At 59.7% G+C, this 26,342-nt stretch carries 23 protein-coding genes and 2 pseudogenes; 17 read left to right on the plus strand and 8 right to left on the minus strand.

Translation table 11 applies throughout. The features are described 5' to 3' along the window. Positions 1-158: 158 nt before the first annotated feature. Both PH5382_RS00610 and PH5382_RS00615 read right to left on the minus strand, forming a co-directional pair. Positions 159-941 (minus strand): annotated as a pseudogene (locus PH5382_RS00610) (PHB depolymerase family esterase); the annotation flags it as partial. Positions 942-1,000: 59 nt separating this feature from the next. Beyond that, positions 1,001-1,558 carry a rhodanese-like domain-containing protein gene (locus tag PH5382_RS00615; protein WP_231751764.1) on the minus strand — a complete coding sequence of 186 codons (558 nt, stop codon included), beginning with the start codon at positions 1,556-1,558 and terminating at the stop codon, positions 1,001-1,003. Between the two features lie 401 nt (positions 1,559-1,959). Between PH5382_RS00615 and PH5382_RS00620 the strand changes: the two genes are divergently transcribed. The 7 genes from PH5382_RS00620 to selD all read left to right on the plus strand — a co-directional run bounded on the left by PH5382_RS00620 (position 1,960) and on the right by selD (position 10,269). Beyond that, positions 1,960-4,821 carry a monovalent cation/H+ antiporter subunit A gene (locus PH5382_RS00620; protein WP_058332412.1) on the plus strand — a complete coding sequence of 954 codons (2,862 nt, stop codon included), beginning with the start codon at positions 1,960-1,962 and terminating at the stop codon, positions 4,819-4,821. 17 nt (positions 4,822-4,838) lie between these two features. Next, a complete protein-coding gene (locus PH5382_RS00625; protein ID WP_058332650.1) occupies positions 4,839-5,192 on the plus strand; it encodes a Na+/H+ antiporter subunit C in 354 nt (117 codons plus the stop codon). Next, a complete protein-coding gene (locus tag PH5382_RS00630) occupies positions 5,189-6,751 on the plus strand; it encodes a monovalent cation/H+ antiporter subunit D (protein ID WP_058332413.1) in 1,563 nt (520 codons plus the stop codon). Before PH5382_RS00625 ends, PH5382_RS00630 begins: the two co-directional genes overlap by 4 nt. After that, positions 6,748-7,245: a Na+/H+ antiporter subunit E gene (locus PH5382_RS00635; RefSeq protein WP_058332414.1), complete on the plus strand. Its 498-nt coding sequence runs from the start codon at positions 6,748-6,750 to the stop codon at positions 7,243-7,245. The genes PH5382_RS00630 and PH5382_RS00635 overlap by 4 nt, the downstream gene beginning before the upstream one ends. Continuing rightward, a complete protein-coding gene (locus PH5382_RS00640; protein ID WP_058332415.1) occupies positions 7,242-7,511 on the plus strand; it encodes a K+/H+ antiporter subunit F in 270 nt (89 codons plus the stop codon). Before PH5382_RS00635 ends, PH5382_RS00640 begins: the two co-directional genes overlap by 4 nt. A 7-nt stretch (positions 7,512-7,518) precedes the next feature. Beyond that, a complete protein-coding gene (locus PH5382_RS00645) occupies positions 7,519-7,920 on the plus strand; it encodes a Na+/H+ antiporter subunit G (RefSeq protein WP_058332416.1) in 402 nt (133 codons plus the stop codon). Between the two features lie 186 nt (positions 7,921-8,106). After that, a complete protein-coding gene (gene selD / locus PH5382_RS00650; RefSeq protein ID WP_058332417.1) occupies positions 8,107-10,269 on the plus strand; it encodes a selenide, water dikinase SelD in 2,163 nt (720 codons plus the stop codon). A 72-nt stretch (positions 10,270-10,341) separates the two neighbouring features. On the opposite strand, the gene mnmH is transcribed toward selD, so the two are convergent. Further along, positions 10,342-11,430: a tRNA 2-selenouridine(34) synthase MnmH gene (gene mnmH, locus PH5382_RS00655; RefSeq protein WP_058332418.1), complete on the minus strand. Its 1,089-nt coding sequence runs from the start codon at positions 11,428-11,430 to the stop codon at positions 10,342-10,344. A 153-nt stretch (positions 11,431-11,583) separates the two neighbouring features. Here mnmH and PH5382_RS00660 point away from each other — a divergent pair, with 153 nt between their 5' ends. Next, positions 11,584-12,147: a MarR family winged helix-turn-helix transcriptional regulator gene (locus tag PH5382_RS00660; protein ID WP_306341240.1), complete on the plus strand. Its 564-nt coding sequence runs from the start codon at positions 11,584-11,586 to the stop codon at positions 12,145-12,147. 287 nt (positions 12,148-12,434) lie between these two features. Here the strand turns inward: PH5382_RS00660 and PH5382_RS00665 are convergent. After that, positions 12,435-13,085, minus strand: a pseudogene (locus tag PH5382_RS00665) (SOS response-associated peptidase); the annotation flags it as partial. Between the two features lie 194 nt (positions 13,086-13,279). Between PH5382_RS00665 and PH5382_RS00670 the strand changes: the two are divergent. Next, positions 13,280-15,106, plus strand: a complete 1,827-nt coding sequence (locus PH5382_RS00670) for a tetratricopeptide repeat-containing sulfotransferase family protein (RefSeq protein WP_058332419.1) — start codon at positions 13,280-13,282, stop codon at positions 15,104-15,106. Between the two features lie 90 nt (positions 15,107-15,196). Here PH5382_RS00670 and PH5382_RS00675 read toward each other — a convergent pair whose 3' ends face one another. Then, entirely contained in the window at positions 15,197-16,570 is a 1,374-nt protein-coding gene (locus tag PH5382_RS00675) for an aspartate aminotransferase family protein (RefSeq protein ID WP_058332420.1), read from the minus strand. 161 nt (positions 16,571-16,731) lie between these two features. Between PH5382_RS00675 and PH5382_RS00680 the strand changes: the two genes are divergently transcribed. Genes PH5382_RS00680 through PH5382_RS00690 form a run of 3 tightly spaced genes read left to right on the plus strand, consistent with a single transcriptional unit; the run spans position 16,732 to position 19,825 of the window. Further along, entirely contained in the window at positions 16,732-17,916 is a 1,185-nt protein-coding gene (locus PH5382_RS00680; protein WP_058332421.1) for a M24 family metallopeptidase, read from the plus strand. Between the two features lie 6 nt (positions 17,917-17,922). Then, positions 17,923-19,110, plus strand: coding sequence for an acetylornithine deacetylase (argE, locus tag PH5382_RS00685; RefSeq protein ID WP_058332652.1), 1,188 nt, complete (start codon positions 17,923-17,925; stop codon positions 19,108-19,110). Continuing rightward, positions 19,103-19,825: a GntR family transcriptional regulator gene (locus tag PH5382_RS00690; RefSeq protein WP_058332422.1), complete on the plus strand. Its 723-nt coding sequence runs from the start codon at positions 19,103-19,105 to the stop codon at positions 19,823-19,825. The genes argE and PH5382_RS00690 overlap by 8 nt, the downstream gene beginning before the upstream one ends. 8 nt (positions 19,826-19,833) lie before the next feature. On the opposite strand, the gene PH5382_RS00695 is transcribed toward PH5382_RS00690, so the two are convergent. Continuing rightward, entirely contained in the window at positions 19,834-20,145 is a 312-nt protein-coding gene (locus tag PH5382_RS00695; RefSeq protein ID WP_058332653.1) for a DnaJ family domain-containing protein, read from the minus strand. Positions 20,146-20,296: 151 nt separating this feature from the next. Next, entirely contained in the window at positions 20,297-21,874 is a 1,578-nt protein-coding gene (locus tag PH5382_RS00700; protein ID WP_058332654.1) for a bifunctional metallophosphatase/5'-nucleotidase, read from the minus strand. 160 nt (positions 21,875-22,034) lie between these two features. On the opposite strand from PH5382_RS00700, the gene PH5382_RS00705 reads away from it, so the two are divergent. Genes PH5382_RS00705 through arsC form a run of 4 tightly spaced genes read left to right on the plus strand, consistent with a single transcriptional unit; the run spans position 22,035 to position 24,194 of the window. After that, positions 22,035-22,373, plus strand: coding sequence for a DUF952 domain-containing protein (locus PH5382_RS00705; RefSeq protein ID WP_058332423.1), 339 nt, complete (start codon positions 22,035-22,037; stop codon positions 22,371-22,373). Beyond that, positions 22,370-22,801: a DUF1330 domain-containing protein gene (locus PH5382_RS00710; protein ID WP_058332424.1), complete on the plus strand. Its 432-nt coding sequence runs from the start codon at positions 22,370-22,372 to the stop codon at positions 22,799-22,801. Before PH5382_RS00705 ends, PH5382_RS00710 begins: the two co-directional genes overlap by 4 nt. Then, entirely contained in the window at positions 22,798-23,856 is a 1,059-nt protein-coding gene (locus PH5382_RS00715; protein ID WP_058332425.1) for a quinone-dependent dihydroorotate dehydrogenase, read from the plus strand. The genes PH5382_RS00710 and PH5382_RS00715 overlap by 4 nt, the downstream gene beginning before the upstream one ends. Next, positions 23,853-24,194 (plus strand): arsenate reductase (glutaredoxin), encoded by a 342-nt coding sequence (arsC, locus tag PH5382_RS00720; RefSeq protein WP_058332426.1) that lies wholly within the window; start codon positions 23,853-23,855, stop codon positions 24,192-24,194. Before PH5382_RS00715 ends, arsC begins: the two co-directional genes overlap by 4 nt. Before the next feature lie 47 nt (positions 24,195-24,241). Here the strand turns inward: arsC and PH5382_RS00725 are convergent, their stop codons facing one another. Further along, positions 24,242-24,775 (minus strand): dimethylsulfonioproprionate lyase family protein, encoded by a 534-nt coding sequence (locus PH5382_RS00725; RefSeq protein WP_197409970.1) that lies wholly within the window; start codon positions 24,773-24,775, stop codon positions 24,242-24,244. A gap of 389 nt (positions 24,776-25,164) precedes the next feature. On the opposite strand from PH5382_RS00725, the gene PH5382_RS00730 reads away from it, so the two are divergent. Beyond that, positions 25,165-26,307, plus strand: a complete 1,143-nt coding sequence (locus tag PH5382_RS00730) for an aromatic ring-hydroxylating oxygenase subunit alpha (RefSeq protein ID WP_058332428.1) — start codon at positions 25,165-25,167, stop codon at positions 26,305-26,307. Positions 26,308-26,342: the final 35 nt, after the last annotated feature.

Consider the following 26,342-nt stretch of genomic DNA (forward strand, 5'->3'; position numbering starts at 1 on the left):
AAGCGAGGATTTGCAGCGCCCTCGGCTTCAGGAGCATCCGCAGCGCCCCGCAGGGGCGCTGCCGGGCCCAAGGCTTTGTCTTTCATCTGAGATGATAGGCAAAGGCGCGGGAGCCCACGCCTGCGGCTCTGTATTTTCAGCCTTCCGTCCTGCGGTCTCTCCAACCAGTCGAGCATCCAGTCGGACCAACCCTTGGGGATTTGATGCCCTCCGGGAAACAAAACAAAATCGATATCCGCCCCTGCCTGACAGTCCCAGTCACGCCGCAGCAGACCGCCCTCGACCGAGCGTTTGTCCGGTGCCTGCTCCTGACAGCCATTGGTCTGGCGCCACAGCTCGAGCCCGGCAAAGATATCGCCCTGTTGAAATTGCCCACCGCCTAGGAACCGCCCTTCCAGCGGCACCACCCCGTCGCTCCAGCCATGGCTGTGAAACAGCCGCACCGGCCCGGCGCAGCTTAGCGGTTGCGGCCGCCAGAACCCGCCAGAGACCGGCGCATAGGCGGCAAAGGCCTGCGGATCCGCGCAGGCGAGGTAATTGACCATGAAGGCCCCGGCGGAAAATCCCGCCAGCACCATGTTTCCCCGGTCCAGATCAAAGCGCGCGGCGGCGTCATCCGCCACCTGCTTCAAAAAAGCGGCCTCGTCGCGCCCGGCCCAGCCGGGAAAAAACGTCCAGGACCGTCGCCCATTGCCGCGGGGCAAGGCATCCGGGGCAATCACGGCATAACCCCGCGCGGTCAGCCCTTCGACAAGAGAGGTGTTTTTGAGCGAGCCTGCACCAGATCCGCCATAGCCATGCAGGAAAATCACTGCAGGATTTAGAGCAGGTTCTGCACCCTGATCTGGCGGCAGGGCCAAATGATAGCTGCCATCACCACTTTGACAGGCATCTGGATCCGGCCCGCAACTGGCGGCGGCCTGCTGCGTCTGACCCAGAATGCCTGCTGCAAACAGAGCGAATGAAGCCAACAGATCAAAACAGCGCGGCCTATCGTCCATCACGATCCCTGCCATCTTGCTACCGGCAGGTTGCCTGCGATCCAGCCCGGCCCGCTGGCGGCACCCAGCATGCCTTGGGGCACATCGATCACATTGCTGAAACCCGCTGCCTGAAGCGCATTGGTCATGCGCGCAGAGCGCACGCCCCGTGCGCAGATCAGTGCAATCGCCGCGCCGCGCTGTCCTGCAACCTGCTGTTCAAGTGCCTGCAGAAAATCCCGGCGCCGCATATCAATCGGAACCGCCCCAACCGGAACCCCGGTCTGGCGCCACTCCCGCGGTGTGCGAATGTCTATCAGGGTAATTTCGCCACTCTGCGCTTTGGCAAAGGCCTCGGCCGGGGTCAGCCGCGGGCGATTATGGGCTGGCGGCTGGCGTCGCCACCACCAGCCAGCTCCAAGAGAAACAACTGCCAATGCCCCACCAGTACGCAACAAGCTGCGTCGCGACAAGCGCCTATCAAGGCTCTCACCTTCGCGACCGTCTTGTCCAGTCTGCTCTGGATTTTGCTTTGTCATCTCAGCCTGTTTCATCCCAATATCCGTAGAAAACTTCATGCAACTGCAAGCATAGCTTTCCTGCCGTCCATTGCAGGACTACCACATGCAATCAGTCCTAACAGTTTTGCCTCGTGCTGGCAGCGGCACAATATGGTCCAGTCGTTCAACTTTATGTCAGCTCCTTGGTCATATCAGGCCCCAGTTCGTTTCCTGCCTCAGTTGGTTTTTTGTCTCAGTCTGTTCAAAAGCTGGAATGGCGAAGCTTGGAGATGGGGTTTGATAAAAACCCGACCAAACCGGCAAGAAAATGCACTTCAGCAGTAAAAATCACAACCAGGCGCGCCTACATGGCGACAAAGACCCATTCTTGAGACACTTACAGGGTCGCGGGACTGGAACAGTTGCGAAAAATTGCCTAAGCCTTTCCCTATTGCCTAACCCAGCCAGGAGAACTGCACGTGTCCCTGTTTTTGATTGCGGCCCTGCCCTTTCTCGGAGCGGTCTTCCCCGCCCTGTTGATCCGTGCCGGGCGCAATGCCTCGGCGTCGGCCGCCGGTCTGACCACATTTCTGGCCTTTGTCGGCCTGATGTTGCACGCCCCTGCGATATTTCGAGGCGAGGTGATCCAGGTCGGCATCGACTGGTTGCCCGCCCTGGGTCTCAATGCCAATTTCTTCCTCGACGGGCTTGGCTTTCTCTTTGCCGCCATGATCCTGGGCATCGGGCTCCTGGTCATCCTCTATGCGCGATTCTATCTTTCGCGCGAAGACCCCATGGGCCAGTTCTACAGCTACCTTTTGCTGTTTCAGGGCGCCATGGTCGGGATTGTTATGTCCGACAACATCTTGTTGTTGCTGATCTTCTGGGAGCTGACCTCGCTGTCGTCCTTTTTGCTGATCGGGTTCTGGAAACACCTGCCCGAAGGCCGCCAGGGCGCGCGTATGGCGCTGGCAGTGACCGGATCCGGCGGGCTGGCGATGATCGGTGGCATGATGATCCTGGGCAATGTCGCAGGCTCGTATGATCTGAGCGTCATTTTGCAGAACAAAGATCTGATCCAGGCTTCGCCGCTGTATCTGCCCGCGCTGATCCTGATCCTGATCGGCTGCTTTACCAAATCGGCGCAGTTTCCGTTCCATTTCTGGCTGCCGCACGCGATGGCCGCACCGACGCCGGTTTCTGCTTATCTGCACTCCGCCACCATGGTAAAAGCTGGTTTGTTTCTGATGGCGCGGCTGTGGCCGGTTCTGGCCGGCACACCCGAATGGTTCTATATCGTGGCCACCACCGGTCTGGTCACCATGCTGCTGGGCGCGGTGATTGCTCTGTTCAAAGATGATTTGAAGGCGCTGCTGGCCTATTCCACTGTGTCGCACCTGGGTCTGATCACCATGCTTTTGGGCTTTGGCACCAAAATCGCCGCGGTGACGGCGGTGTTTCATATTATCAACCACGCGACCTTCAAGGCGGCGCTGTTCATGTCGGCAGGCATCGTCGACCACGAAGCCCATACCCGCAACATCAACCGGCTGGGCGGCCTGCGCCATCTGATGCCAGTGACTGCTACCATTGCCATTGTTGCCGCCCTTTCGATGGCTGGTATTCCGCCCTTCAACGGGTTTCTGTCCAAGGAAATGATGCTGGAGGAAACCGTGCATACCCTCTGGGGCAGCTCGCACTATCTGGTGCCGGGTCTGGCGCTGCTGGCGGCGCTGTTTTCGGCGGCCTATTCCTTCCGCTTTATCGGTCACGTCTTTTTGGGCCAACCACGTGATGACTACCCGGCCACCCCGCATGATCCTGGTCTTGGTATGTGGGCCGGACCTGGGTTTTTGATGGTGCTGGTGGTGCTGATTGGGTTGTTCTCTGCCAAATTGGCAGGGCCACTGGTTGCCGTGGCGGCGGGGGCAGTGATCGGCGGCGATGATCTGCCCTACTATTCGCTGAAGCTGTGGCACGGGCTGACACCGGCGCTTTATATGTCCGGGGTTGCTGTCATTGGCGGGCTCATTCTGGTGAGGCTGCACCGTCCTTTGATGGCGCTGTGGATGGCTACGCCTCGTCCGGAGGCCAAACAGATTTTTGACGTGTCGATGCGTGGGTTGACCAAACTGGCGCAACTGATCACCGATGGGCTGCACAACGGCGCCATCACCCGTTATGCCTTTGTGATGATGCTGTTTATTATCGGCATTTGCTACTACGCCTATAGCTCTGGCAGTCTCGGCACGGCCTCACGCCCGGTGCAAGGCGTCGGCCCCATTCCGGTGATCGCCTGGTTCTGTCTGATAATTGCCACGCTGGCCGTGGTGGCCAAGCACCGCCAGCGGCAGCTGTCGCTGGTTCTGATCGGCGTGGTCGGGCTGGTTGTCTCCATGGGGTTCAACTACCTGTCCGCCCCCGATCTGGCCCTGACGCAGCTCTCGGTCGAGGTGGTATCCATGGTGCTGCTGCTGCTGGCGCTGAATTTCATGCCCAAGGACAGCCCTATCGAAGCCCCGCTCTGGGTGCGGCTGCGCGATGGCGGTATTGCCGTGATTGGCGGGCTGGGCGCAGCCGCCCTGATCTATGCGTTGATGCTACGCGATTTCGTCGCGCCCAGCATCTCTGACTACCACTTGGCCAATGCCTACAAGGGTGGCGGCGGCACCAATGTGGTCAATGTGATTTTGGTGGATTTTCGCGGCTATGACACCTTCGGCGAGATCATCGTGCTCGGCATTGCGGCGCTGGTAATCTATGCCCTGACCGAGGCTGTTCTGGGCTCGCGGGTGCGGGCCTATCTGCTGAACCGCAAACCCGACATGCCGCAGGCAGGGGATGCGCATCCGATGATGATGGTTGTTGCCACCCGGGTGATGATGCCACTGGCGCTGATGGTTGCCGCCTATATCTTTTTCCGCGGCCACAACCTGCCCGGCGGCGGCTTCATTGCCGGTCTGATCGCCGCGATCGCTCTGTTGATGCAATATATGGCCTCTGGGTTTTCCTGGGCGGCAGAACGACAACGAGTGGGCTATCACGGCATCATCGGATCCGGGGTTCTGATCGCAGCCTCTGCCGGTCTGGCCTCCTGGTTTGCTGCCCGCCCGTTCCTGACCAGCGCCTATGGCTATCTGCACTGGCCACCGCTGGAAGAGTTTGAATGGGCGACGGCGTCGCTGTTTGACCTTGGCGTGTTCCTCGCAGTGGTTGGCGCGGTGCTGCTGACCTTGGAAAGCCTGGCGCGGTTTGCCTGGCAACCGGGAATGTCTACGGAACATGCAATGGATATCAACCCGGCGCGTGATGCCGCCGAAAACAGCGAAGATGAGGTCTGATGATGGAGATCCTGAGCGTGGAATTCCTGGTGGCCTCTGCTGTTGGCCTGCTGACAGCGGCCGGGATCTATCTGATCCTGCGGCGGCGCACCTTTCCGGTCATCCTGGGCCTGTCACTGCTGACCTATGGGGTGAATATCTTCCTTTTTGCCACTGGGCGACTGCGCGTTGATGCGCCGCCTATCTTGGATAAATATGCCAAGGTGGCCTATACTGACCCGCTGCCACAGGCACTGGTGCTGACCGCCATCGTGATTTCCTTTGGCATGACAGCCGTGGTGGTGATGATTGCTCTGGCGGCCTATCTGTCCTCCAAGGATGACCGCATCGACATGCCCCACCACCCCGAAGACGAAGGGGAAGACGCATGAACCACTTCCTGATTGCACCGGTTGTTCTGCCAGCCCTTGTTGCCCCTTTCATTATCATGGTGGTGCGTCACCATCTGGATCTGATCCGGATCTTTTCGCTGGCGAGCACCGTCGCGCTGGTGGCGATTTCCATGGTTCTGGCGGCACAGGCCGCCGATGGCACCGTACAGGTCTATGAGCTGGGCAACTGGCCTGCGCCCTTTGGCATTGTTCTGGTGCTGGACCGGCTTGCGGCCCTGATGGTGCTGTTGACCTCGGTGCTGGCGCTGGTGGTCAATCTCTATGTGATCGGCACCGGCTGGGACGAACGCGGCGCCAATTTCCATGCCCTGTTTCAGTTCCAGCTGATGGGCATCATTGGTGCCTTTCTGACGGGGGCCGCCTTCAATCTTTTTGTGTTTTTCGAGGTTTTGCTCATCGCCTCCTATGGCTTGATGATCCATGCCGGCGGCACCCGCCGGTTTCAGGCCGGGGTGCAATATGTTGTCTATAACCTGCTCGGCTCGACCCTGTTTCTGTTTGCCCTGGGCACGCTTTATTCGGTGACAGGCACGCTCAACATGGCGGATCTGGCGGTGCGGGTGGCTGAAATCCCTGCCGAAGACACAGCCCTGTTGCGGGTTGGTGCGGTCATGCTGCTGCTGGTCTTTGCCATCAAGGCGGCTGTTATTCCGCTGCATTTCTGGCTGCCGGCCTCTTATGCCAACGCGCCTTTGCCGGTGGCGGCCCTGTTTGCAATCATGACCAAGGTTGGTGCCTACGCGATCCTGCGCATGTATACGATGGTCTTTGGTCCCGATCTGGCGATCACCGAAGGTCTGGCCGGGGCCTGGCTGATGCCTGCCGCGCTGGCAACGCTGGCACTGGGAGCCATCGGCATTCTCGGCTCGTACCGGATTGGCCGCCTGGTGGCCTTTGGCGCGATCACCTCGATGGGCACGCTTTTGACCGCGATTGCTATGTTCACGCCGGAGTCCGTTGCCGCAGCGCTGTATTATACGCTGCATTCGACCCTGGCGGCGGCCTTCATGTTCCTGGTGGTTGATCAGATCAGCGAACGCCAAGGCATTGAAATCACCGCTCAGCGGCCGATGCCGCAAAGCGGGCTGATCGCGGCGCTGTTTTTTGCTGGGGCCATTGCCATGGCTGGTATGCCACCTCTGTCCGGTTTTCTTGGCAAGCTTCTGGTGATGGATGCGGCCCGCGACCATGATCTTGTCTGGTGGATCTGGGCGGTCATCCTTGTGAGCTCATTGATCACTATTCTTGGCATGGCCCGCGCGGGCAGCCTGCTGTTTTGGAAAAGCCATGGCGTGACCGCTGCCGCCTCTGGCCAGGAACAGCCTGAGCCCTACGAGGAAGAGGCCAACGAACAGGATGAAAGCCCGCCGCAACGTGTCGCCGCCTTGCCGATCGTGGCCTGTTTTGCCCTGCTGAGCGGGTTGATCCTGCTCACCGTCTTTGCCGGCCCCGCCAGCCGCTACGCCGAGGCCACGGCAACACAGCTGTTTACGCCGCAGATCTATATCGACGCCGTGCTGGGAAGGGGAACACAATGAACCTGTTGCGACGGCTGGTGCCGCACCCGATCCTGACCCTGCTTCTGACCCTCACCTGGGTTCTGCTCACCAGCACCTGGACATTGAACTCGCTGGTTTTTGGCTTCCTTTTGGGGCTGCTCATCCCGTTTCTGACTCAGCCCTACTGGCCACATCAGATGCGGATGAAAAAGCCACTGAAGATCGCCGCCTATATCTTCATCGTGCTCTATGACATCGTGGTGGCCAATGTGGTTGTTGCCCGTATCGTGGTGTTCAAACCCAACCGCAAGCGCCAGCCTGCCTGGGTCACGGTGCCGCTGGACCTGCTCACGCCCGAAGCGATTACGGTCCTGGCCGGCACGATCACCATGACGCCCGGCACCGTCTCTGCCGATATCTCGTCTGGTGGCCATGCATTGCTGGTCCATTGCCTGGACGCACCGGATCCGGATGCTGTGCGCGACGAGATCAAACAGCGCTACGAGCGCCGCCTGAAGGAGATTTTCGAATGATTATCTATGCTGCGCTTTTCGCCTTCATCTGCTTTGCGCTGGCGGTACTGATGAACCTTTGGAAAATCATTTCCGCCGATGAAATCGCCGATCGCATCCTGGCGCTGGATGCAATGTTCATCAATGCGCTGGCGACTATGGTGCTCTATGGGATCGCTCTGGGCACCGAGATCTTTTTTGAAGCGGCGCTGATCATCGCCATGCTCGGCTTTGTCTCAACCGTGGCCTATGCGCGGTTCATCCTGCGCGGCAATATTATCGAATGATGGGGGCATGGACATGTTTTCTGAATATCTGATCGCGGGCTTTCTGATCATGGCCGGTATCTTCGGCTTTGTCGGCTCTTTCGGGTTGCTCAAACTGGATGACCCGATGTCACGCCTGCATGCCCCGACCAAGGCCACTACACTGGGCGTCGGCGGCGTTTTGCTGGCCTCGATGGTGCATGGGTTCACCGTCGAAGGGCATCTGTCGCTGCATGAGGTGATGATCACCCTGTTTCTGTTTCTGACCGCCCCGGTCACGGCCCTGTTTATTGCCAAGGTGCATATTCACCGGCATCAGACACCTGAGAGCCTGCCAAAGGCCGGCGACGACATCAAATGGGCAACCCATGATGTCAGCGTTGAAACCGCAGAACCAAAGACCGACGGGCCAGATGAAAGACATGGGTAAAGACATAGGTAAAGACTGGGGCAGAGTCTGAGCTAAAGACGCGGCGATGATACCAGAGCACTTCACAAATGCCCGGATCAGGCCCGTTTTTGATCCCCCGCAAAGACCCGAGACCTAAGATCCATTAACCGACCCCCTGTTATCCGACCTCCGTTGGCAACTGTTTTAACAAAGGCGCGTTTTCACATGCATACTCCCCCTCTGCCCGCAACCAAGGATGTGGTTCTGATCGGAGGCGGGCATGCCCATGCGCTGGTGCTTCTGAAATGGGGGATGAAGCCGCTGCCCGGGGCCCGGCTCACCGTCATCAACCCAGGCCCGACGGCGCCTTATTCTGGCATGCTGCCCGGTTTCGTCGCAGGTCACTACCAGCGCGAAGATCTTGATATTGACCTGGTGAAACTGGCCCGTTTTGCCGGGGCGCGACTGGTTCTGGGGGCGGCGGATCAGCTTGATCCCGTGGCCCGGCTGGTTCGGGTGCCCGGCCGCCCGGCCATCGCCTATGATCTGGTGTCCGTCGATGTGGGCATCACCTCGGAGATGCCGCAGCTCGCAGGGTTTTCAAAACACGCGGTGCCGGCCAAACCCCTGGGTGCCTTTGCCCGGTCTTGGGATGGTTTTCGCACCAAAAGCACTGCGACAAATATCGCCGTCATTGGCGGCGGTGTCGCCGGGGCCGAGCTGGTCCTGGCAATGGCGCATGCGCTGAAACAAGGCGGCCGGTTGGGCGCTGCCACGCTGATCGACAGCGGCCCAGTTCTGGGTCAGGCCAGCCCCGAAGTGCGCAAACGGCTGCGACGAGCCTTTAGCGAGCATCGCGTGTCCGTCATCGAAAACACCGGCGTCACCCGGGTCGAGCCCGACATGATCCACCTGGAAGGCGGACGGATGGTGCTGTCTGATTTCACCACCGGTGCCGCAGGTGCCCGACCGCACGACTGGATCGCCCGGACCGGCCTCGACCATCAAGACGGTTTCATCACCGTTGATGAAACCCTGCAAAGCTCCACACCCGGTGTTTTTGCCGTGGGCGATTGCGCCCATCTGGGGTTTTCCCCGCGCCCCAAGGCCGGCGTTTATGCCGTGCGTCAGGCGCCAATCCTGTTTCACAATCTGCGCGCCTTGCTGACGGGTGATCCGCTGCGCAAATACAAGCCGCAAAAAGACTATCTGAAACTGATTTCACTGGGCAGCAAGGAAGCGCTCGGAGACCGGTTCGGCCTGCAGTTTTCTGGCGCTATGGTCTGGCGCTGGAAGGACAGGATTGATCAGGCTTTCATGGAGCAGTTTCGTCAATTGCCCAAGATGGAAACGCCGGATCTTCCGGCGGAACATACCCTGGACCTGCCCGCAACCCTGGGCGACAGACCGATGTGCGGTGGCTGTGGTGCCAAGACCGGGCGCGGCGCGCTGCAGGCCGCCCTCAGCCTGATCCCGCCGCCGCAGCGCCGGGATGTCTTGTCCCTGCCCGGCGATGATGCCGCGCTTTTAAAGATCGGGGATCAGCGTCAGGTGATCACCACCGATCATCTGCGCAGCTTTTGCCTGGATCCCCTGATGCAAGCCCGCATCGCGGCGATCCATGCACTTGGCGATATCTGGGCCATGGGGGCTGCTCCGCAGGCGGCTACAGCCAACCTGATCCTGCCGCGGCTTTCTGCTGAACTGCAGCAGCGCACATTGGGTGAAATCATGATGGCAGCAAATGACGTCATGCGCGCGGCCGGGGCAGATATCGTTGGCGGGCATACCTCATTGGGGGATGAGCTCACGGTTGGGTTCACCGTCACCGGGTTGTGCGATCGCGATCCTATAACCCTGGCGGGGGCGCAGCCCTCAGATGTGCTGATCCTGACCAAGCCCATCGGCTCTGGCGTAATCATGGCCGCAGAAATGGCGGGCGAAGCCCCCGGCGAAACCGTGGCGGCAGCCATGACCCTGATGTGCCAGCCCCAGGCCGATGCCTCCCGCATCCTGTCGGGCGCCCATGCAATGACCGATGTCACCGGTTTTGGACTGGCCGGGCACCTGCTGGGGATCTGCGAAGCCTCTGGTCTGGGCGCAGGTCTGGATCTGGCAGCAGTGCCCCTGATGAAAGGTGCGCTGGCGCTGGCAGATCAGGGCATCCGGTCGTCGCTGTTTGCCCAGAACCATGCCATCTGCCCGGAACTGAGCACCGATGGCGCCGCCGCATTGCTGTTTGATCCGCAGACGGCCGGTGGTCTGCTGGCCGCCGTTGACAAGAGCCGCGCAGATGCCTTGCTGGCCGAGCTGCGCCAGGCCGGGTATGAGGCGGCGAAAATCGGCACCTTTCATGCTGGCGCTGCCCAATTGTCCCTGATCAGCTGAGGGGAATATCCAGGCCGTCGCCGAAACAGGTTCAGGACCTGATCAGGAGGCAGCTGGTAGGGGCGTCTGGCGCTAAGATGGGGGCTGTTTTTCTAGGAGCTGTCGCTCCACGATGGCCAGGATGGTCTCAGCGGCTTGCGCCAGATCTGTTTCTGTCATCTGCTGCAGGTCGACCTGCGCCACCGGCACCTGACCATTGAGCTGCCGTGTGAGGCGCTGTGATTTCAAATAGGACGGATCATAGTGATCCTCCATCAGCGACTGCGTCAAAAGGGCCTTGTCACCTGACGCGATCAGCGCGAACCAGTGTTCGATCACCGCATTCGAACGATGCCCGCGCAAATAACCCAGCTTTTTGCGCAGCTCGGCGCTGTCAGACAGGATATCATCATAGGCCTGGGTCAGATAGCGGCAGCGTGCTGAGACTGGTGCCGTGACCTCTAGCCGGGGCGCCTGCTTCATCGCCGTCCAGAGACCGGGGGGAATGATCCGATCGCCAATCTTGCTGGATTCAGCTTCAACCAGAATCGGACGGGCCGGGTCGAACTGAACCAGGGCACTGGCCAAAGCCGTTTCAAAGGCCTTCTGGCTTGGTTGAGGACCGGCCATCCCGCCCAGAAGCGAGCCTCGGTGATTGGCGAGGCCCTCAAGATCCAGAACCTGCCCGCCCAGTGCCGCAATCCGGTGCAGCAATTCGGTCTTGGCACTGCCGGTGTAGCCGTCCAGAGCAATCAGTTGAAACGGCAGATCCTGATCGTAAAGGTAGGCTTTGACCAAGCGCCGATAGCTTTGATAGCCGCCCTGGATCAGCTCCGCCCGCCAACCAATCTGCTGCAGCATCCAGGCAAAACTGCCGGATCTCTGCCCTCCACGCCAGCAATAGACCAGCGGCTGCCAGCCGCCGTCATGATGGCTCAGGCTCTGTTCTATGTGATTTGCGGAATTGCGAAAAACCAGCGCCGCGCCCAGCTTGCGGGCGCGGAAAGGACTGTCTTGCACATAGATCGTGCCCACGCGGGCCCGTTCGTCATTGTCGAGAACCGGCAGATTGATGGCACCCGGAACATGATCCTCGGCAAATTCAGCAGGGCTGCGCACGTCAATGACCGCATCCCGCCCATGAGCAAGCATGTCCTGCAAAGATTTGAAGCATATAGGCATGGCCTGCCATAGCGCGACGCGAAAGCAAGCGAAAGGAAAATTCCACAGTTCCTTGCCCCCCCCTCCCCATAGTGAGACCATAGATAGAAGAAAGTGCGCCAAAATGTTGACCCTAGGACACTCGCGCAGAGAAATTATAGATTTTTCGAAACGATGCCTTTAAAATGGCATTTCAAATATCTGTTTACAGACAACCATATCTGTCTACAGGAAAAATTCGAAACACTAGAATGGAACTTTGGCTATATGAATGCGCCCTTCCTCGACATTCACGGTCTCCCCGGCCATCTCATTCGTCGTCTGAACCAAATCGCAGTTGCCCAATTCATGGAGAAGATGGCTGCGATCGAAGTAGACCTAACGCCGGTGCAGTTTTCAGCCCTTTGTGCGATCCAGTCCCATCCGGGTATAGATCAGGCCTCCATTGCCGGGCTGATTGCCTATGATCGGGCGACCCTGGGCAAGGTCATCGACCGGCTAGAGGCCAAGCAGATGGTCACCCGACAGGTTAGCCCACAAGATCGACGCGCCCGCGAGGTGACACTCACGCAGCTGGGCGAGAGACTGTTGCAGCAGGTCCATCCGGTGGTGAAAGCAGCCCAGACAGAGATTCTTTCAGGGCTCACCACGGAAGAACAGCAACAGCTCATCCTGCTTTTGCAAAAGACCATTCTTGCCGGCAATGAATTAAGCCGCGCCCCACAACGGGGCCTTTAGAGAGGCCTCTGGCGGGCGCCCAACTGTCAGAACAGGCGGCCCTGCCTCTTTGTTTGATCCGGGGCCTTTCCGGGGGATTGATCGGGGGCCTGAACTAGGTCCTGTCCGGGGGCCTGATCGGGACATGCGGCGATATCTTTTCGCTTTGTTGCGCCATTTGTCGCCGGTCGCGCCGCCACTGGGCTATCAGGTTCTGGGTATGCAGTCTCTGAGTTTTCCCTATCTGCCCCCTCGCTCCCTGTCTGCCCAGTTTGGCAAACAGTCCTCGTATTGGCAGTCCCATCAAAAAAGGGCTCAATCAACTCAGGCCCCGCCGCCCGGTTGCTGTTCACCACTGGTGCAACCCGATGCGCGATCAGCGCGCCTTCGGCCCCAGGCTGCATCAGACGCGCAGCTCCTTTGCCTGCCTCCCCCAGCCACAGGTCCCAATCCTGCGAGGGCAGAATCAACGGCATGCGGTGATGTATAGGCTTGAGAGTCTGGTTGGCAGATGTCGTCACAATGGCGCAGGTTTTGAGAGCCTCAGGCCCCCAGCTTTGCCAGATCCCAGCAAAGGCGATGGGTTCACAATCCCGGTGCTGCACATACCATGGCAGCCGGTTGCCAGCCGCGTCTTTGGTCCATTCATAAAACCCCGCGGCCGGAATCAAACAGCGGCGGCTGCGACAAGCCTCGGCAAAGGCCGGTTTTTGCGCCAGGGTTTCAGCGCGTGCGTTGATCAGCAGCGGCCCGGCGGTTTCGCGTTGATACCAGTGCGGCACAAAGCCCCAGCGCATTGCCGTTAACTGGCGCTGCCCCCCGTCAGAGGCAACAACATGAATGCGGGTGGCGGGACAGACATTGTAATTCGGCACGGATGGCAGGTCATTGGCCGGAGCCGCCGCAAAGAGCTGCGCCATAGCATCATTGGGCAAAGTGATCGCAAATCGTCCGCACATGCTGTCAGGCTATCGGCCTTACGGCAAAACAGCCAGCCCCTGCCGCATATCGGCAAAAACATGTCGGCAAGCAAAGCGGACCCACTTCACATCTCTGTTACAAAAGGGTTATTTCCGAGCGAACCGCCCCATATGCCCATCTGTGACCTGTGTTGCGTTTTTCTTTTTTGTTTTCAATCTGCGGACCTCTCACAATGCCCAATCGCCCTGTCAAAGCCAGAACTGGCTCGATCAATCTTGACGCCATCTCTGCAGAACTCAACCAGGGCAGATTCAAATCGGTTCTGAAACAGGTCAAGCCCTTGCTGAAAGACAAGGCGGCACCAGCAAGTGTTGCCAATCTGGCCGCTATTGCGCTTTGTGGGCTTGAACGCCCGCGCGACGCCCTGCCGATGTTCAAAAAAGCCCTCACCCAAGATCCGACGTTTCATGACGCCCGCAAAAACCTCGCGCAAACCCTGATTCTGATGGGGCAGCCGGACAAGGCATTGCCTCAGCTGGACTATGTTCTGGCAGCCCTGCCCGATCACCCGGAGGTGCTCTACCTCAAGGCGCAGGCGCTTTGGTCGACAGGTCGCCTCGCAGAGGCCGAAACCTGCCTGACCTCCGCCATTGACCTTGCCCCGGATCAGGGCCGCAATTACAATCTGCGCGCCTTGATCCGGTCTGCTCAAGGCCAGGAGATGGAAGCCCTGACGGATTTTGAGGCCGCGCTGCAAGCAAACCCGAATGACGTCGAAGCCCTGGTCAACATCAGCCAGCCACTGGCACGACAAACAAGGCATCAGGACTCGCAGGCGGTGATCACGCAGGCCTTGGCACTGGCCCCGCAACATCTCGGGGCCAATCTACGGCAAGCAGCGCTGCACATTGAACAGGGTGATGCGGAGGCCGCCAGGCAGCGCTATCGCCAGATCCTGGCACATACCCCCGGCCAGCCCGAAGCGCTGGAACACCTGGCGCTCCTGTCAAAAGGCGAAGAGGCCCAAGCCCTGCTGGCCCCACTGCACAGTGCATTAAAGGTCTTTTCCCGGGCCAGCGAAGATCGCGCCCGGCTGAACTTTGGTCTCGCCCACCTAGCCCGACTGCGTCAGGATCTGCAAAAATTTGCCAGCCATCTGTCACGCGCCAATGCGGATATGGCAGGCCAGTTCGCCTACGATTCCGTGGCTGACAGGCACCAGACAAAGGCCATCCTGCAGCAGTTTCCACTGCCGTCGATTTCATCCTCATCCAGCTCCGACACATCCCAACGGGCCCCTACGGCGACGTCTGCCCATCAGCTGTCCAACAGCGAGCGCCGGGCGATATTCATCACCGGATTGCCACGGTCGGGCACCACATTGGCCGAAGCTGTGCTTGGCGCGCATCCACATGTGGCTCCGCTGGGAGAACGCGCCGCTGCCGGTGCCTTGTTGAGGCCCTATCTGGATGCAGCACACCCTTTTGACGGTGCAGCCCAGCAGGATTTTGGGGAGGCCTATAGCCTGCGGCTGCCTGACCTGCCGCCAGAGATACAGGCCTATAGCGACAAAATGCCAGAGAACTACCGCTACATCGGCTATCTCATCAAAGCCTTTCCCAACTGTCGCATCCTGTGCATGCGGCGCGATGCCCGTGATATTGCCCTGTCGATGTGGCAGGCGCATTTTTCAGGCCAGGCTCTGGCCTATAGCTACGATCTGGCGGCCATGGCTGAACGCTTCAATCTACACGCAGAGATGGTCGCCCATTGGCAGCGCCTCTTTCCCGAACAGATCCTGTCTGTGCGCTACGAGGATCTGACCGGCGACATCGAAGGGGAAAGTCGGCGTATCGCGGCCTTTACCGGGCTTAACTGGTATCCCGAAATGATGAACCCCGGGGCGGCAGACCAGCCCATTCTGACCCTCAGCGCGACCCAGGTGCGCCAGAAAGTGCATCAACGCTCGGTCGGCGGATGGGCGAAATACGCCGAGATGCTGCGCCCGTTTCTGGAAGGTCTCGACCCTGCCCTGTGGCCTGAGATGCGCGCCTCCTGATCTACCCTCGGGCTCTAACCCACATCTGATCTACCTTTCGGTCGGGGCCAGACGGCCCCAACCCTTTTGGCTTTTGTATCGCAGTCTGCGTTAGCCCAGAACGGCGGTCACGGCGCGCTGAGTTGCCTCGACCACGGTGTCGGCCTCGACGCGGCTCAGGCAGAAGGGCGGCGCAAATCCCAGGATGTCACCCTGCGGCATGGCACGGGCAATGACCTTGCTCTGCTCCAGCAGTTTCGCCGATACCTGCGGGCCGATCTTGTCGGTGGCATCAAAAAACTGGCGGTTGTCGCGATCCTTGACGAATTCCACCGCACAAAGCATGCCTTCGCCGCGAATATCACCCACATTGGGGTGATCGCCCAGCGCCTCGGCCATGGTTTTTTGTAGATAAGCACCGACATCACCGGCATTGCCGATCAGGTTCAGATCATCCAGCAATTTCAGGTTGGCAACGCCCGCCGCCGCGCCGATGGGATGGGCCGAATAGGTCCAGCCATGGCCGATCGGGCCGTTTTCGTCGGTGCCCTGTTCCAGCACCTTCCACATCTTGTCCGACACGATGGAGCCCGACAGCGGTGCATAGGCCGAGGTCAGCCCCTTGGCGATGGTGATCAGGTCCGGCTCCAGCCCGTAGTGATCAGAGCCAAACATGCTGCCAAGGCGCCCGAACCCGGTAACCACCTCATCGGCGACCAGCAGGATATCGTGCTTTTTCAGCACCGCCTGAATGGCAGGCCAGTAGCCCGCAGGCGGTGGCACAATGCCGCCAGTGCCCAGTATCGGCTCGCCAATAAAGGCCGCAATGGTATCCGCGCCTTCGCGCGCGATTTGCGCTTCGAGTTCGGCAACACAATGGGCCACGAACTGCTCTTCGCTCTGGTCCAGATCCTCACGCCGATAGTAATAAGGCGCTTCGGTATGGATCACCTGCGACAGCGGCAGATCGAACTTCTTATGAAACAGCTCCAGCCCGGTCAGTGATCCGGTCACCAGACCCGACCCATGATAGCCACGCCAGCGCGAGATGATCTTTTTCTTCTCGGGGCGACCCAGGATATTGTTATAATACCAGATCAGCTTGACGTTGGTCTCATTTGCATCCGACCCGCCCAGGCCAAAATAGACCTTGGACATGTTCTTGGGCGCGCGATCCAGGATCATCTTTGACAGGGTGATCGAAGCCTCGGTGCCGTGCCCCACATAGGCGTGATAATAGGCCAGCTCGCGCGCCTGATCTGCAATTGCATCAGCAATTTCAGAACGCCCATAGCCGACATTGACACAGTATAGCCCGGCAAAGGCATCCAGCAGCCGGTTGCCGTCGCGATCCTCGATGAAAACACCAGAGGCCGTCTTGATGACCCGGGTCGGGCTTTCACCGCGCGCATGCTGGGCCAGATGGGTCGATGGGTGAAAGAAGTTGTCGCGATCCCAACTGTCCAGTTGATCATTCTTCAGCATGGTTTTTCCACTTACTCACTTTGAGGATTTGAATATTTGTGCACAACATCATTTGAATCACTTGAAATTGTCAACACATCCGGCGAAAACTTGCCAAACAAAACACATCAGCGCAATTGTTGTGCACAACATGCGCCAAAAGATCGGAAAGGGCAGCTCAGATGGTTCAGGGAAATACCCCCTTCAGCAAGGCGGAATATGACCGCCGTATCGCCAAGAGCCGCGTCGCCATGCAGCGCGCCGGGATTGATCTGCTATTTGTCACCGACCCCTCCAATCAGGCCTGGCTCACCGGCTATGATGGCTGGTCCTTCTATGTGCATCAGGGGGTTATTCTGCCACAGGAGGGCAGCCCGATCTGGTGGGGGCGCTACATGGACAGTCTGGGCGCGCTGCGCACCTGCTGGATGCAGGCTGACAGTATCCACGGCTATGGCGACCACTATGTGCAATCCACCGAACGCCACCCGATGCAGGATCTGGCCGGGCATCTGCGCGCGCTGGGGGCGCAACAGGCGCGGATCGGCGTCGAGATGGAGAACTACTATTACTCCGCCAAGGCCCATGCGGTCCTGGTCGAAGAACTGCCGCAGGCCACGTTTGTTGACGCCACAGCCCTGGTGAACTGGCAGCGTCTGGTGAAATCCGCCGATGAAATCGCCTTTATCCGCAAGGCCGCCCGCATCACCGATAAGGTGGTGCGGTTGGCGCTGGAAAAGGCCGAACCGGGGCTGCGCAAAAACGATCTGGTGGCCGATATCTTTCACGCCGGGATCACTGGCGTTGACGACGACTGGGGCGACTACCCCGCCATCGTGCCGCTGACCCCTTCGGGACTGGATGCAACGGCGGCGCATCTGACCTGGGACGGCACCCCCATGCGCGCGGGTGAGGCGACCTTTTTTGAACTTTCAGGCTGTTATCGCCGATATCACGCCCCGCTCAGCCGAACTATATTTCTAGGCAAGCCACCCCAGGCCATGCTGGATGCAGAACAGGCGCAGCTCGAAGGCATCGCCGCCGGGCTGGAGGCTGCAAAGCCCGGCAATCGCACCTGCGACATCGCCAATGCCTTTCTCGCTGTGCTGGAAAAACACGGCATCCAGCGCGAGGGGCGTTGCGGCTATCCTATCGGGCTCAGCTATCCACCGGACTGGGGCGAGCGCAGTGCGTCTATCCGCAGCGAAGACACCACCGTGCTGGAGCCGGGTATGACCTTTCACTTTATGCCCGCACTCTGGATGGAGACCTGGGGGCTGGAGACCACCGAGACCATCCTGATCTCTGATACCGGCCCGGCCGAAACCCTGTGCAACGTTGAGCGTAAGCTCTTCGTCAAGGGGTGAGCTGTGATCAACCCGGATCTTGACCGCACCAAGGACCTGCTGCGCGATCTGATCGCCTTTCCCACGGTGTCAGCGGATAGCAACATGGCACTGATCGCCTATACGGCTGAGCTGCTGGAAACTGCCGGTGCCCGGGTGGAGGTGTTTTCCGCCCCCTGCGGCACCAAGGCCAATCTCTTTGCCACCCTCGGCCCCGAGGTGGACGGCGGCATATTGCTGTCTGGCCATAGCGATGTGGTGCCCGTCACTGACCAGAACTGGTCCAGTGATCCCTTCGTGATGCAAGAACACGATGGCAGGCTTTATGGGCGCGGCAGCTGCGACATGAAGGGTTTCATTGCAGCCACTCTGGCGATGGCGCCGCACCTTACCCGGCAGGTGCGCGACCGCCCGCTGCATTTTGCCTTTACCTACGACGAAGAGATCGGCTGTTTCGGTGCCCAGCATCTGGCGCAGATTCTGCAAAAGCGCGGCCTGATCCCCGGTGTCACCATCATTGGTGAGCCAACCGAGATGCGGATCATCGAAGGCCACAAGGGCTGCTATGAATACTCCACCCATTTTTGCGGCCTCGAAGGCCATGGATCCTCCCCGGATCTGGGGGTGAATGCGGTTGAGATGGCCGTGCGATACGTCAACCGCCTGCTGCAGCTCAAGGACAGCCTGCGCGGGCTGGCACCTGCCGACAGTGCCTTTGATCCGCCTTGGACCACGGTGAATGTCGGTGCCTTGAATGGCGGCGTTGCGCATAACGTCATCGCCTCGCGCGCACAGGTGGATTGGGAAATGCGCCCGGTGCGCACCTCGGATGCGGATTTTGTCAAATCGGCCCTGCGCCACTATTGCGACAATGAGTTGCTGCCCCGCATGCGGGCCGTACACCCGCAGGCCACGATCGAACTGGAGGTCATTGGCGAGGTCGCAGGGCTTATTCCGACGGATGAAAACGAGGCCCGCCGGATTGTCAGCGAACTCACTGGGGCCAATGGGGCTGATCTGGTTGCCTTTGGCACCGAAGCGGGTATTTTTCAGGCCATGGGGAGCGACGTGGTCGTGTGTGGCCCCGGCTCTATCGAGCAGGCCCATAAGGCGGATGAATACTTGGCCGTCGACCAGCTGTCCCAGTGCCTGGTGATGCTGCAACGCCTCGGGGCCAAACTGGGAACTCAGCTGGGGGCACGGTCGCATGGATGACCCTACAGCAAGCTCCCCCGAAACCGATCTGTCCGGAACCGTCCGGGACCGGCACGCAGCGATGCACCATGAGATCCGCCAGCGCATCTGCCTGTTGCACTACCCCCCCGGCATGCGCCTGTCTGAAACAGCACTCGCCGAAGAATTCGGTACCAGCCGCACGCCACTGCGGCGGGTGCTGGCCCGGCTCGAAGACGAAGGCTTGGTGCAGTCACGGCACGGGGTTGGCACCCTGGTCACAGACGCCGACATCACCGAACTTGCACAGGTCTATCGCCTGCGGGTCGAGCTGACAGAGCTCACGGGACGTCTGGATCCGGTGATGCCCGATGCCGCCTTTCTGGCGCGTCTGGATCAGCTGATCGCCCGCGGAGCCGAGATCATGGCCTCTGGCACGCCGCATGAATTCACTCAGTTCGATATTGATGTGTTTCAGACCCTGCTGGAGCTGACCGCGAACCTTCCCCTGCGCCAAACGCTGGAACGGCTATATTTTCAAACCAAACGGATCTGGCTGAGAACTGCGATGGATGCCCAGCTGGACCTGCGGGCAGAGTTTCGCATTTTCCAACATGAGCTGGAGGCGATATCACTGGCCCTGCACAGCGGCGATCTGGAGGCCGTGGCCCATATCCAGCGCGCGCATATTTCCATGAGTTTCAAGCGCCTGCAGCAACAGGGCGACCAAACAGGCCCAGCTTCAGACCTGATCTGATCTGCCGCTTAAGGCTTGTACGTCTGGCGCGCCAAATCAATCCGCACCTCCATCATCGACATCTCTTTCAGAATGTCGCGCCGACGGCTGCGATCACCCGTCTCTTGCAGCTCGGCCCGCAGGTGCGTCAACTCGCGTGCCAAGGCGACAAACTCCGGCACCGCCCCTGCATCGCGCAGCATCCGGTTGAACACCTCCCCTTGGGGATCCGAAATCCGTGGCAATGGCTTGCCTGCGCCGGGCAGGTCATCAAACTCCCCCGCCTCCTGAGCGGCAGTGATCCGAGCGTTGATAAGAGCGGAAAGCGGGTGATCATCCATACCGCCAATCTGACAAGAAAGGCGCCAAAGGAAAAGCCCCGCCAGCACACAGAAGGCTTTCAGACGGGGCTTTTATGATCCACGCCGCTCAACGACCGGCCAGTTTACTTTCTGTTCAGCTGTTTCGCGCGCGAAACAACTGTTCAACCTATCATTTCTGACTGATACGGCCATCGACATAGGGCTGATACGGGCCCTGCGCGGCGAGATATTCCGCCAGAACATCCGCCAGATCTGGGCCAAAATCATAGGCATTCTTGTCTTCACCGGCAAAGATCTTGTAACCATCGCCACCATTGCGCACGTAGTTGTTGGTGACAACCAGATAGGTCTTGGCAGCATCAATCGGCGCAAAGCCTGCGTCAGTGGCGACCATGACCTCCTGCACCCGGCCTTCGTTTGGCGCGACTGAGGCATCCCAGCTGAACTTCAGCCCCGCGACCTGCGGAAAGCGCCCCTTGACCTCTTCAACTTGGCTGACGCCATTTTCCAGCGCTGCAATCAGGCCTTCGCCCGAGATTTCGAATGTCGACAGGGTGTTCTGAAACGGCAGCACAGTCAGGACTTCGCCCATGGTGACAGCGCCGGGTTCCAGACTGGCGCGAATGCCGCCGGAATTGGCGATGGCAATGGTCACGCCCTGATCCTTGACCCGCTGCAACATGGCATCGGCCACCAGATTGCCCATCTGGCATTCCTGAATGCGGCAAACAGTCCGGTCGCCTTCAACGGCGGCGGCGGTCTCAGCCACCACCTTGTTGCGGATCTCGTCGAGCGGCTGGGCCAGCTCTCCGATGCGGGCTAGGGTATCGCTATCCTCAACCACGTTGCCATCCATGATCAGCGGCTCGCCTGCGGCCACTTTGATGTTGCCCGCGTCATCAAAGGTAACGTTCAACTCACCAAGGAATTTGCCATAGGCATAGGCCTGCACGATGGCCACGCCATTGACCATGGTCGGGTATGGCCCGGCAGCTTTTTCGGACTGGTTGGACAGGTAGGTATTGGAATGACCCCCAACGATCACATCTACGCCCCGGGTCTGGGCCGCAACCTCCTGATCAACCCGATAGCCGGAATGGCTCAGCACCACGATCTTGTTGACGCCCAGCGCTGTCAGGCGATCTACCTCCCCCTGCACGGCTGCCACGGGGTCTGAGAACGAAATATTCTTACCGGGGCTGGCCAGATCATGGGTATCTTCGGGGGTCAGACCGATCAGACCGATCTTTTCGCCGCCGCGCTCGATCACCGTGGATTTCTGCAGCACGTCGGCCAGATGCGGCTCGGCTGACACATCGGCATTGGACATCAGCACCGGGAATTCCACCGCATCCATAAAACCACGCAACACTTCGGGACCATCGTCGAACTCATGGTTGCCGACGGTCATGCCATCATAGCCCATCTTGTTCATCATCTCGGCCGCGACTTTGCCTTTGTAGTAGGTATAAAACAGCGAACCCTGAAACTGATCACCGCCATCCACCAGAATGGAATTATTGCTGCGGCGGCGGGCATCGGCCAGGGCTGTCACCAGACGGGCAGAGCCGCCAAAGCACTTGCCTTCGGCATTGTCCCCTTCACGGCAGCCGCTGTCATATTTGCTGATCGGCTCAAACCGCGAATGGAAATCATTGGTGTGCAGGATCGTCAGCTTGTAGTCAGCCGCCGCCATACCGGCTGTCAAACCAAATGCCGTGACCGTGGTGAGGAAACGCGTGAACATCATAATCACTCCCGTTGTTTTTCTTTGCCCTGATCGTGCGACTAAAGCACGCGCCAGTCAAAGGGGAAAAACAACCTTTCCGGGTTTCCACCCGCTCCGGGTCCGGCTTTGCACGGCAACAGGGCTTGATTCCAAATCGTCAGCGGGGCATCAGACCCTCATGCTGATCTATAAAATCCTTCGCGCCGATGAATGGTCGGCCTTCCAGTCCCAAGGCGAAACCCTTGGCGCGCCCATCGATCTGAGCGATGGTTTCATTCACTTTTCTACGGCCACTCAGGCCGCCGAGACCGCAGCCAAGCATTTCGCCGATGCCGAAGGGCTGTGGTTACTGGCCTTTGAGGCCGACTCTCTGGGAGATGCGCTAAAATGGGAAGTCTCGCGCAATGATGCGCTATTTCCCCATCTCTATCGCAAGATGACCCTGGCCGAGGTGCTCTGGGCCAAGCCCCTGCCACTGCAGGGTGGCGTGCACCAATTCCCGGACGCAATGGTATGAGCGGACACCTAGACCCGAACCGCGACCAGTTCGATGCCTTCAAGGCGCTGGAGCGTGGTCACCCGATCGAGATGCTCAATCTGGTGAAGTTTCGCGGTATTGCCGCCTACCCTGCCGGACATGCGCTGGCCGACAAGGGCCTGACAGGGGCTGAGGCCTATAAAAACTATGGTCGCGACACCGGACCGATCTTTGCCAATCTGGGTGGCCAGATCATCTGGCGTGGCGGTTTCGAGACCACCCTGATTGGCCCCACGGATGAAGCCTGGGACGAAGTCTTTGTCGCCCGCTACCCGGATGCCCATGCCTTTTTGGCCATGGTCTCCAACCCTGATTACCAAAAAGCCGTGGTACATCGGCAGGCGGCGGTTGCGACCTCGCGCCTGATCCGCACCAAACCCGGCAATACCGGAGCGACATTCGGATGAAACTGACCGAAAAACTGGCGCTGAAGGCGCTGCACAGGGTAGATCCCGAAACGGCCCATAGCCTGTCGATCAAGGCGCTAACCTCCGGTCTCGCCCCGGCCCCAGGCCCGGTGACATCGGCACGATTGAAAACACAGATTGCAGGAATTGATCTGCCCAATCCTGTTGGCTTGGCCGCGGGCTTTGACAAAAATGCCGAGGCGCTGACACCGCTGTCGCGTGCCGGTTTCGGCTTTATCGAGGTGGGCGCTGCAACCCCGCGTCCGCAGCCCGGCAATCCAAAGCCGCGCCTGTTCCGCCTGTCCGAGGATCGCGCCGCCATCAACCGCTTTGGCTTCAACAACGAAGGCATGGAGGTGATTGCCGCGCGATTGGCCAAACGTCCCAAGGATGCCGTCATTGGCCTCAACCTTGGCGCCAACAAGGACAGCGATGATCGCGCCGCAGATTTTGCCCGCGTACTGGCCCATTGCGGCGCGCATCTGGATTTTGCCACCGTCAATGTGTCGTCGCCCAATACCGAAAAGCTGCGCGATCTGCAGGGCAAGGCCGCTCTTTCGGCACTGCTGCGCGGTGTCATCGAGACCCGAGACGGGCTGGCGCGCCGGGTGCCGGTGTTTTTGAAAATCGCGCCCGATCTGGACCGCGAGGGCATCGAAGACATCGCCGCCGTCGCGCAGGACGTGGGCATTGACGCGGTCATTGCCACCAATACGACCCTGTCGCGCGAGGGGTTGCAGAGCCTGCACCGCGATGAGGCCGGCGGCCTGTCCGGCGCGCCCCTGTTTGAAAAATCCACCCGCGTGCTGGCGCAGCTGTCTGAACTGCTGAATGGGACGGTGCCACTAATTGGCGTCGGTGGCATTTCCAATGCTGAACAGGCCTATGCTAAGATCTGCGCCGGGGCCTCGGCGGTTCAACTCTATACCGCCATGGTCTATGGCGGACTGTCGCTCGCCGGTGACATTGCCCGCGGTCTGGACGATCTGCTGGCGCGCGACGGCTTTGCCAATGTCGCGGACGCTGTAGGCTGCAAACGAGGGCACTGGCTATGATCACCTATTGGCACAATCCGCGCTGTTCAAAATCCCGTGCAGGGCTTGCCCTGCTACAAGAGCGCGGAGCTGAACATCAGCTGCGCCTCTATCTGCAAGACGCCCCCAGCCTGCAAGAGGTCACCGCTTTGCGGGATGCTTTGGGGATGTCGGCCTTTGAAATGATGCGAACTGGTGAAAAGACCTTCAAGGCGTTGGGCCTCAGCAAGACCAGCGCCGAGGCAGAACTGCTCGCGGCTATGGTGGCCCATCCGATCCTGATCGAACGCCCCATTGCAGTCAAAGACGGCAAAGCCGCAATCGGCCGCCCAACCGAGGCGATTGAAGCGCTGCTGTGACGTTCCGTCTCGCTGCCCAAGCGTGCCTCGCTCTTGGGCAGTAAACCCTATTGTGCCGTAAGAACCCGCGGCAGAGCGAGCTGCGCCCTGTCCCTTTGCAGTTTTACCAGATCGGACAGCATCGGTGCGTGTTCGAAATCATCTCGCCACAGCACCAGACAAAGCACCGGATCAGCTCCGGTTTCCGTCGCATGGGGCTGGTTGCGCCCGTGAAACACCGTATCCCCTGACCGAAGCGTCACATCGGCACTGCCCTCTTTGCGAAACACCGCGCTGCCGGAAATGATCAGGTAAAGCTCTGCGGCCTGATGTTCGTGCCAAGGGTAATAAAGATGCGGCGGCATGTAGACGATCCAGGCGCGCAAGGCTGCACTGCTATAGGGGCCACCCTCACCAATTATCGGATAACAGCCAAAACGGTCGAGGAAATCCTGACCGACCTCCTCGGCGCGGTAGTGTTCGCGCCACTGTGCTACCTGCCCGGCTGCAACCACTGCTGCTTGCAGATCCGCCAGTGCACTGCTGCCAAACCCGCCTTCGCGCTGTAGCAGGGCAGTGGCGCCCTTGTGGACGACCTCCACCGGCTGTGCTGCCCAGATCCGGCGGCATGGGGGCAAAGCGACGCAGCGCCTCATGGCTTTGGTGAACCCTGAACAGCGCCTGCAGCAGCGCGGCAAAAACATCGAAGTGAACTGGTGTGTTTTCCATCCGCAAGATACGCGGCACGGCAAAGCTGCCTCTCTCGCTCAATCGCGACATCGGCGTCTTTTTTGAGCCAGAAACACTGGATTTCATCGGCTTTATTCGGAGAAACCGCAGCTTAGGAAAGGCCAAATCAAGACTAAGAAAGATCCTTCTTTCGTCCATCGGATCTAGCAGCGAAAGCTGTCGGAAAGCCCTGATCGGGGCACAGAAAAACCGCAGCCGCCACTGGCGACCGCCCCTCATCTGCCCCAAGGAGACCCAAGGCATGGCAAAAGATCACATCGATCCGGTAGAGGCATTGCGCCAGAACACCGCGCAGCCGTTTGAGACAGCCCGCGCCATGCCGCCCGAAGTCTACACAACGCAGGCCTTCCTCGACGAGGAACTGGCGCATGTGTTTTCCAAGGAGTGGTTCTGTGTCGGACGCGCCGACAGTCTGGCCAACCCCGGCGACTATACCACCTGCGATTTGGCCGGGCAGCCGGTTCTGGTGATCCGCGACCGTGATGGCGATCTGCGCGCGCTCTCCAACGTCTGCCTGCACCGGATGTCGACCCTGTTGCATGGCCGCGGTACTGCTCGCGCCATCGTCTGTCCCTACCATGCCTGGACCTACAATCTGGACGGATCCCTACGCGGCGCCCCGGCGATGACCCTGAACGAGGGGTTCTGCAAGGACCAGTATCAGTTGCCGCAGGTCCGCTGCGAAGAATGGCTGGGCTGGGTCTTTATCACCCTGAACCAGGACGCCGCACCGGTTGCTGACCAGCTGTCGCAGGTCGCCGAGATGATCGCGGGCTACGACATGACCAACTACACCGAAGCCTTTTATGAAGAGCACGTCTGGGACACCAACTGGAAGGTACTGGCCGAAAACTTCATGGAGAGCTACCACCTGCCAGTCTGCCATGCAGGCACCATCGGGGGCCTCAGCAAGCTCGAAGACATGATCTGCCCGCCCGGCGAGGATGCGTTCAACTATCACACCATCCTCAAGGACGAGAGCCTGCGCATCGCCATGGCGCATGACAAGAACACGCGGCTGGAGGGGGACGCACGCCGCACCACCTATCTGCTGGCGCTGTATCCATCGCTGTTGATCACCCTGACGCCCGGCTATTTCTGGTATCTCAGCCTGCACCCCAAAGGTCCCGGCCAGGTGCACATCCGTTTTGGCGGCGGCATGTCCAATGATTTCGCTGATGACACTGATATGGAACAGAATTTTGCAGACCTGAAAGCCCTGTTGGATGACGTCAACGTCGAAGATCGTGGCTGCACCGAGAAGGTTTTCAACGGGCTCTCGTCAGGTAAGGCAGCACCCGGCCATCTGTCGCATCTGGAACGGCCCAATTACGACTTTGCGCAGTATCTAATGGGGCGCATCGAGGCGGGCAAAGCGGGCTAGTCTCGCCGCAAGCCAAAAACAAAGATCAAAACACT

It is taken from the genome of Phaeobacter sp. CECT 5382, assembly GCF_001457775.1.
In the GTDB taxonomy this organism is placed as follows: Bacteria; Pseudomonadota; Alphaproteobacteria; order Rhodobacterales; family Rhodobacteraceae; genus Pseudophaeobacter.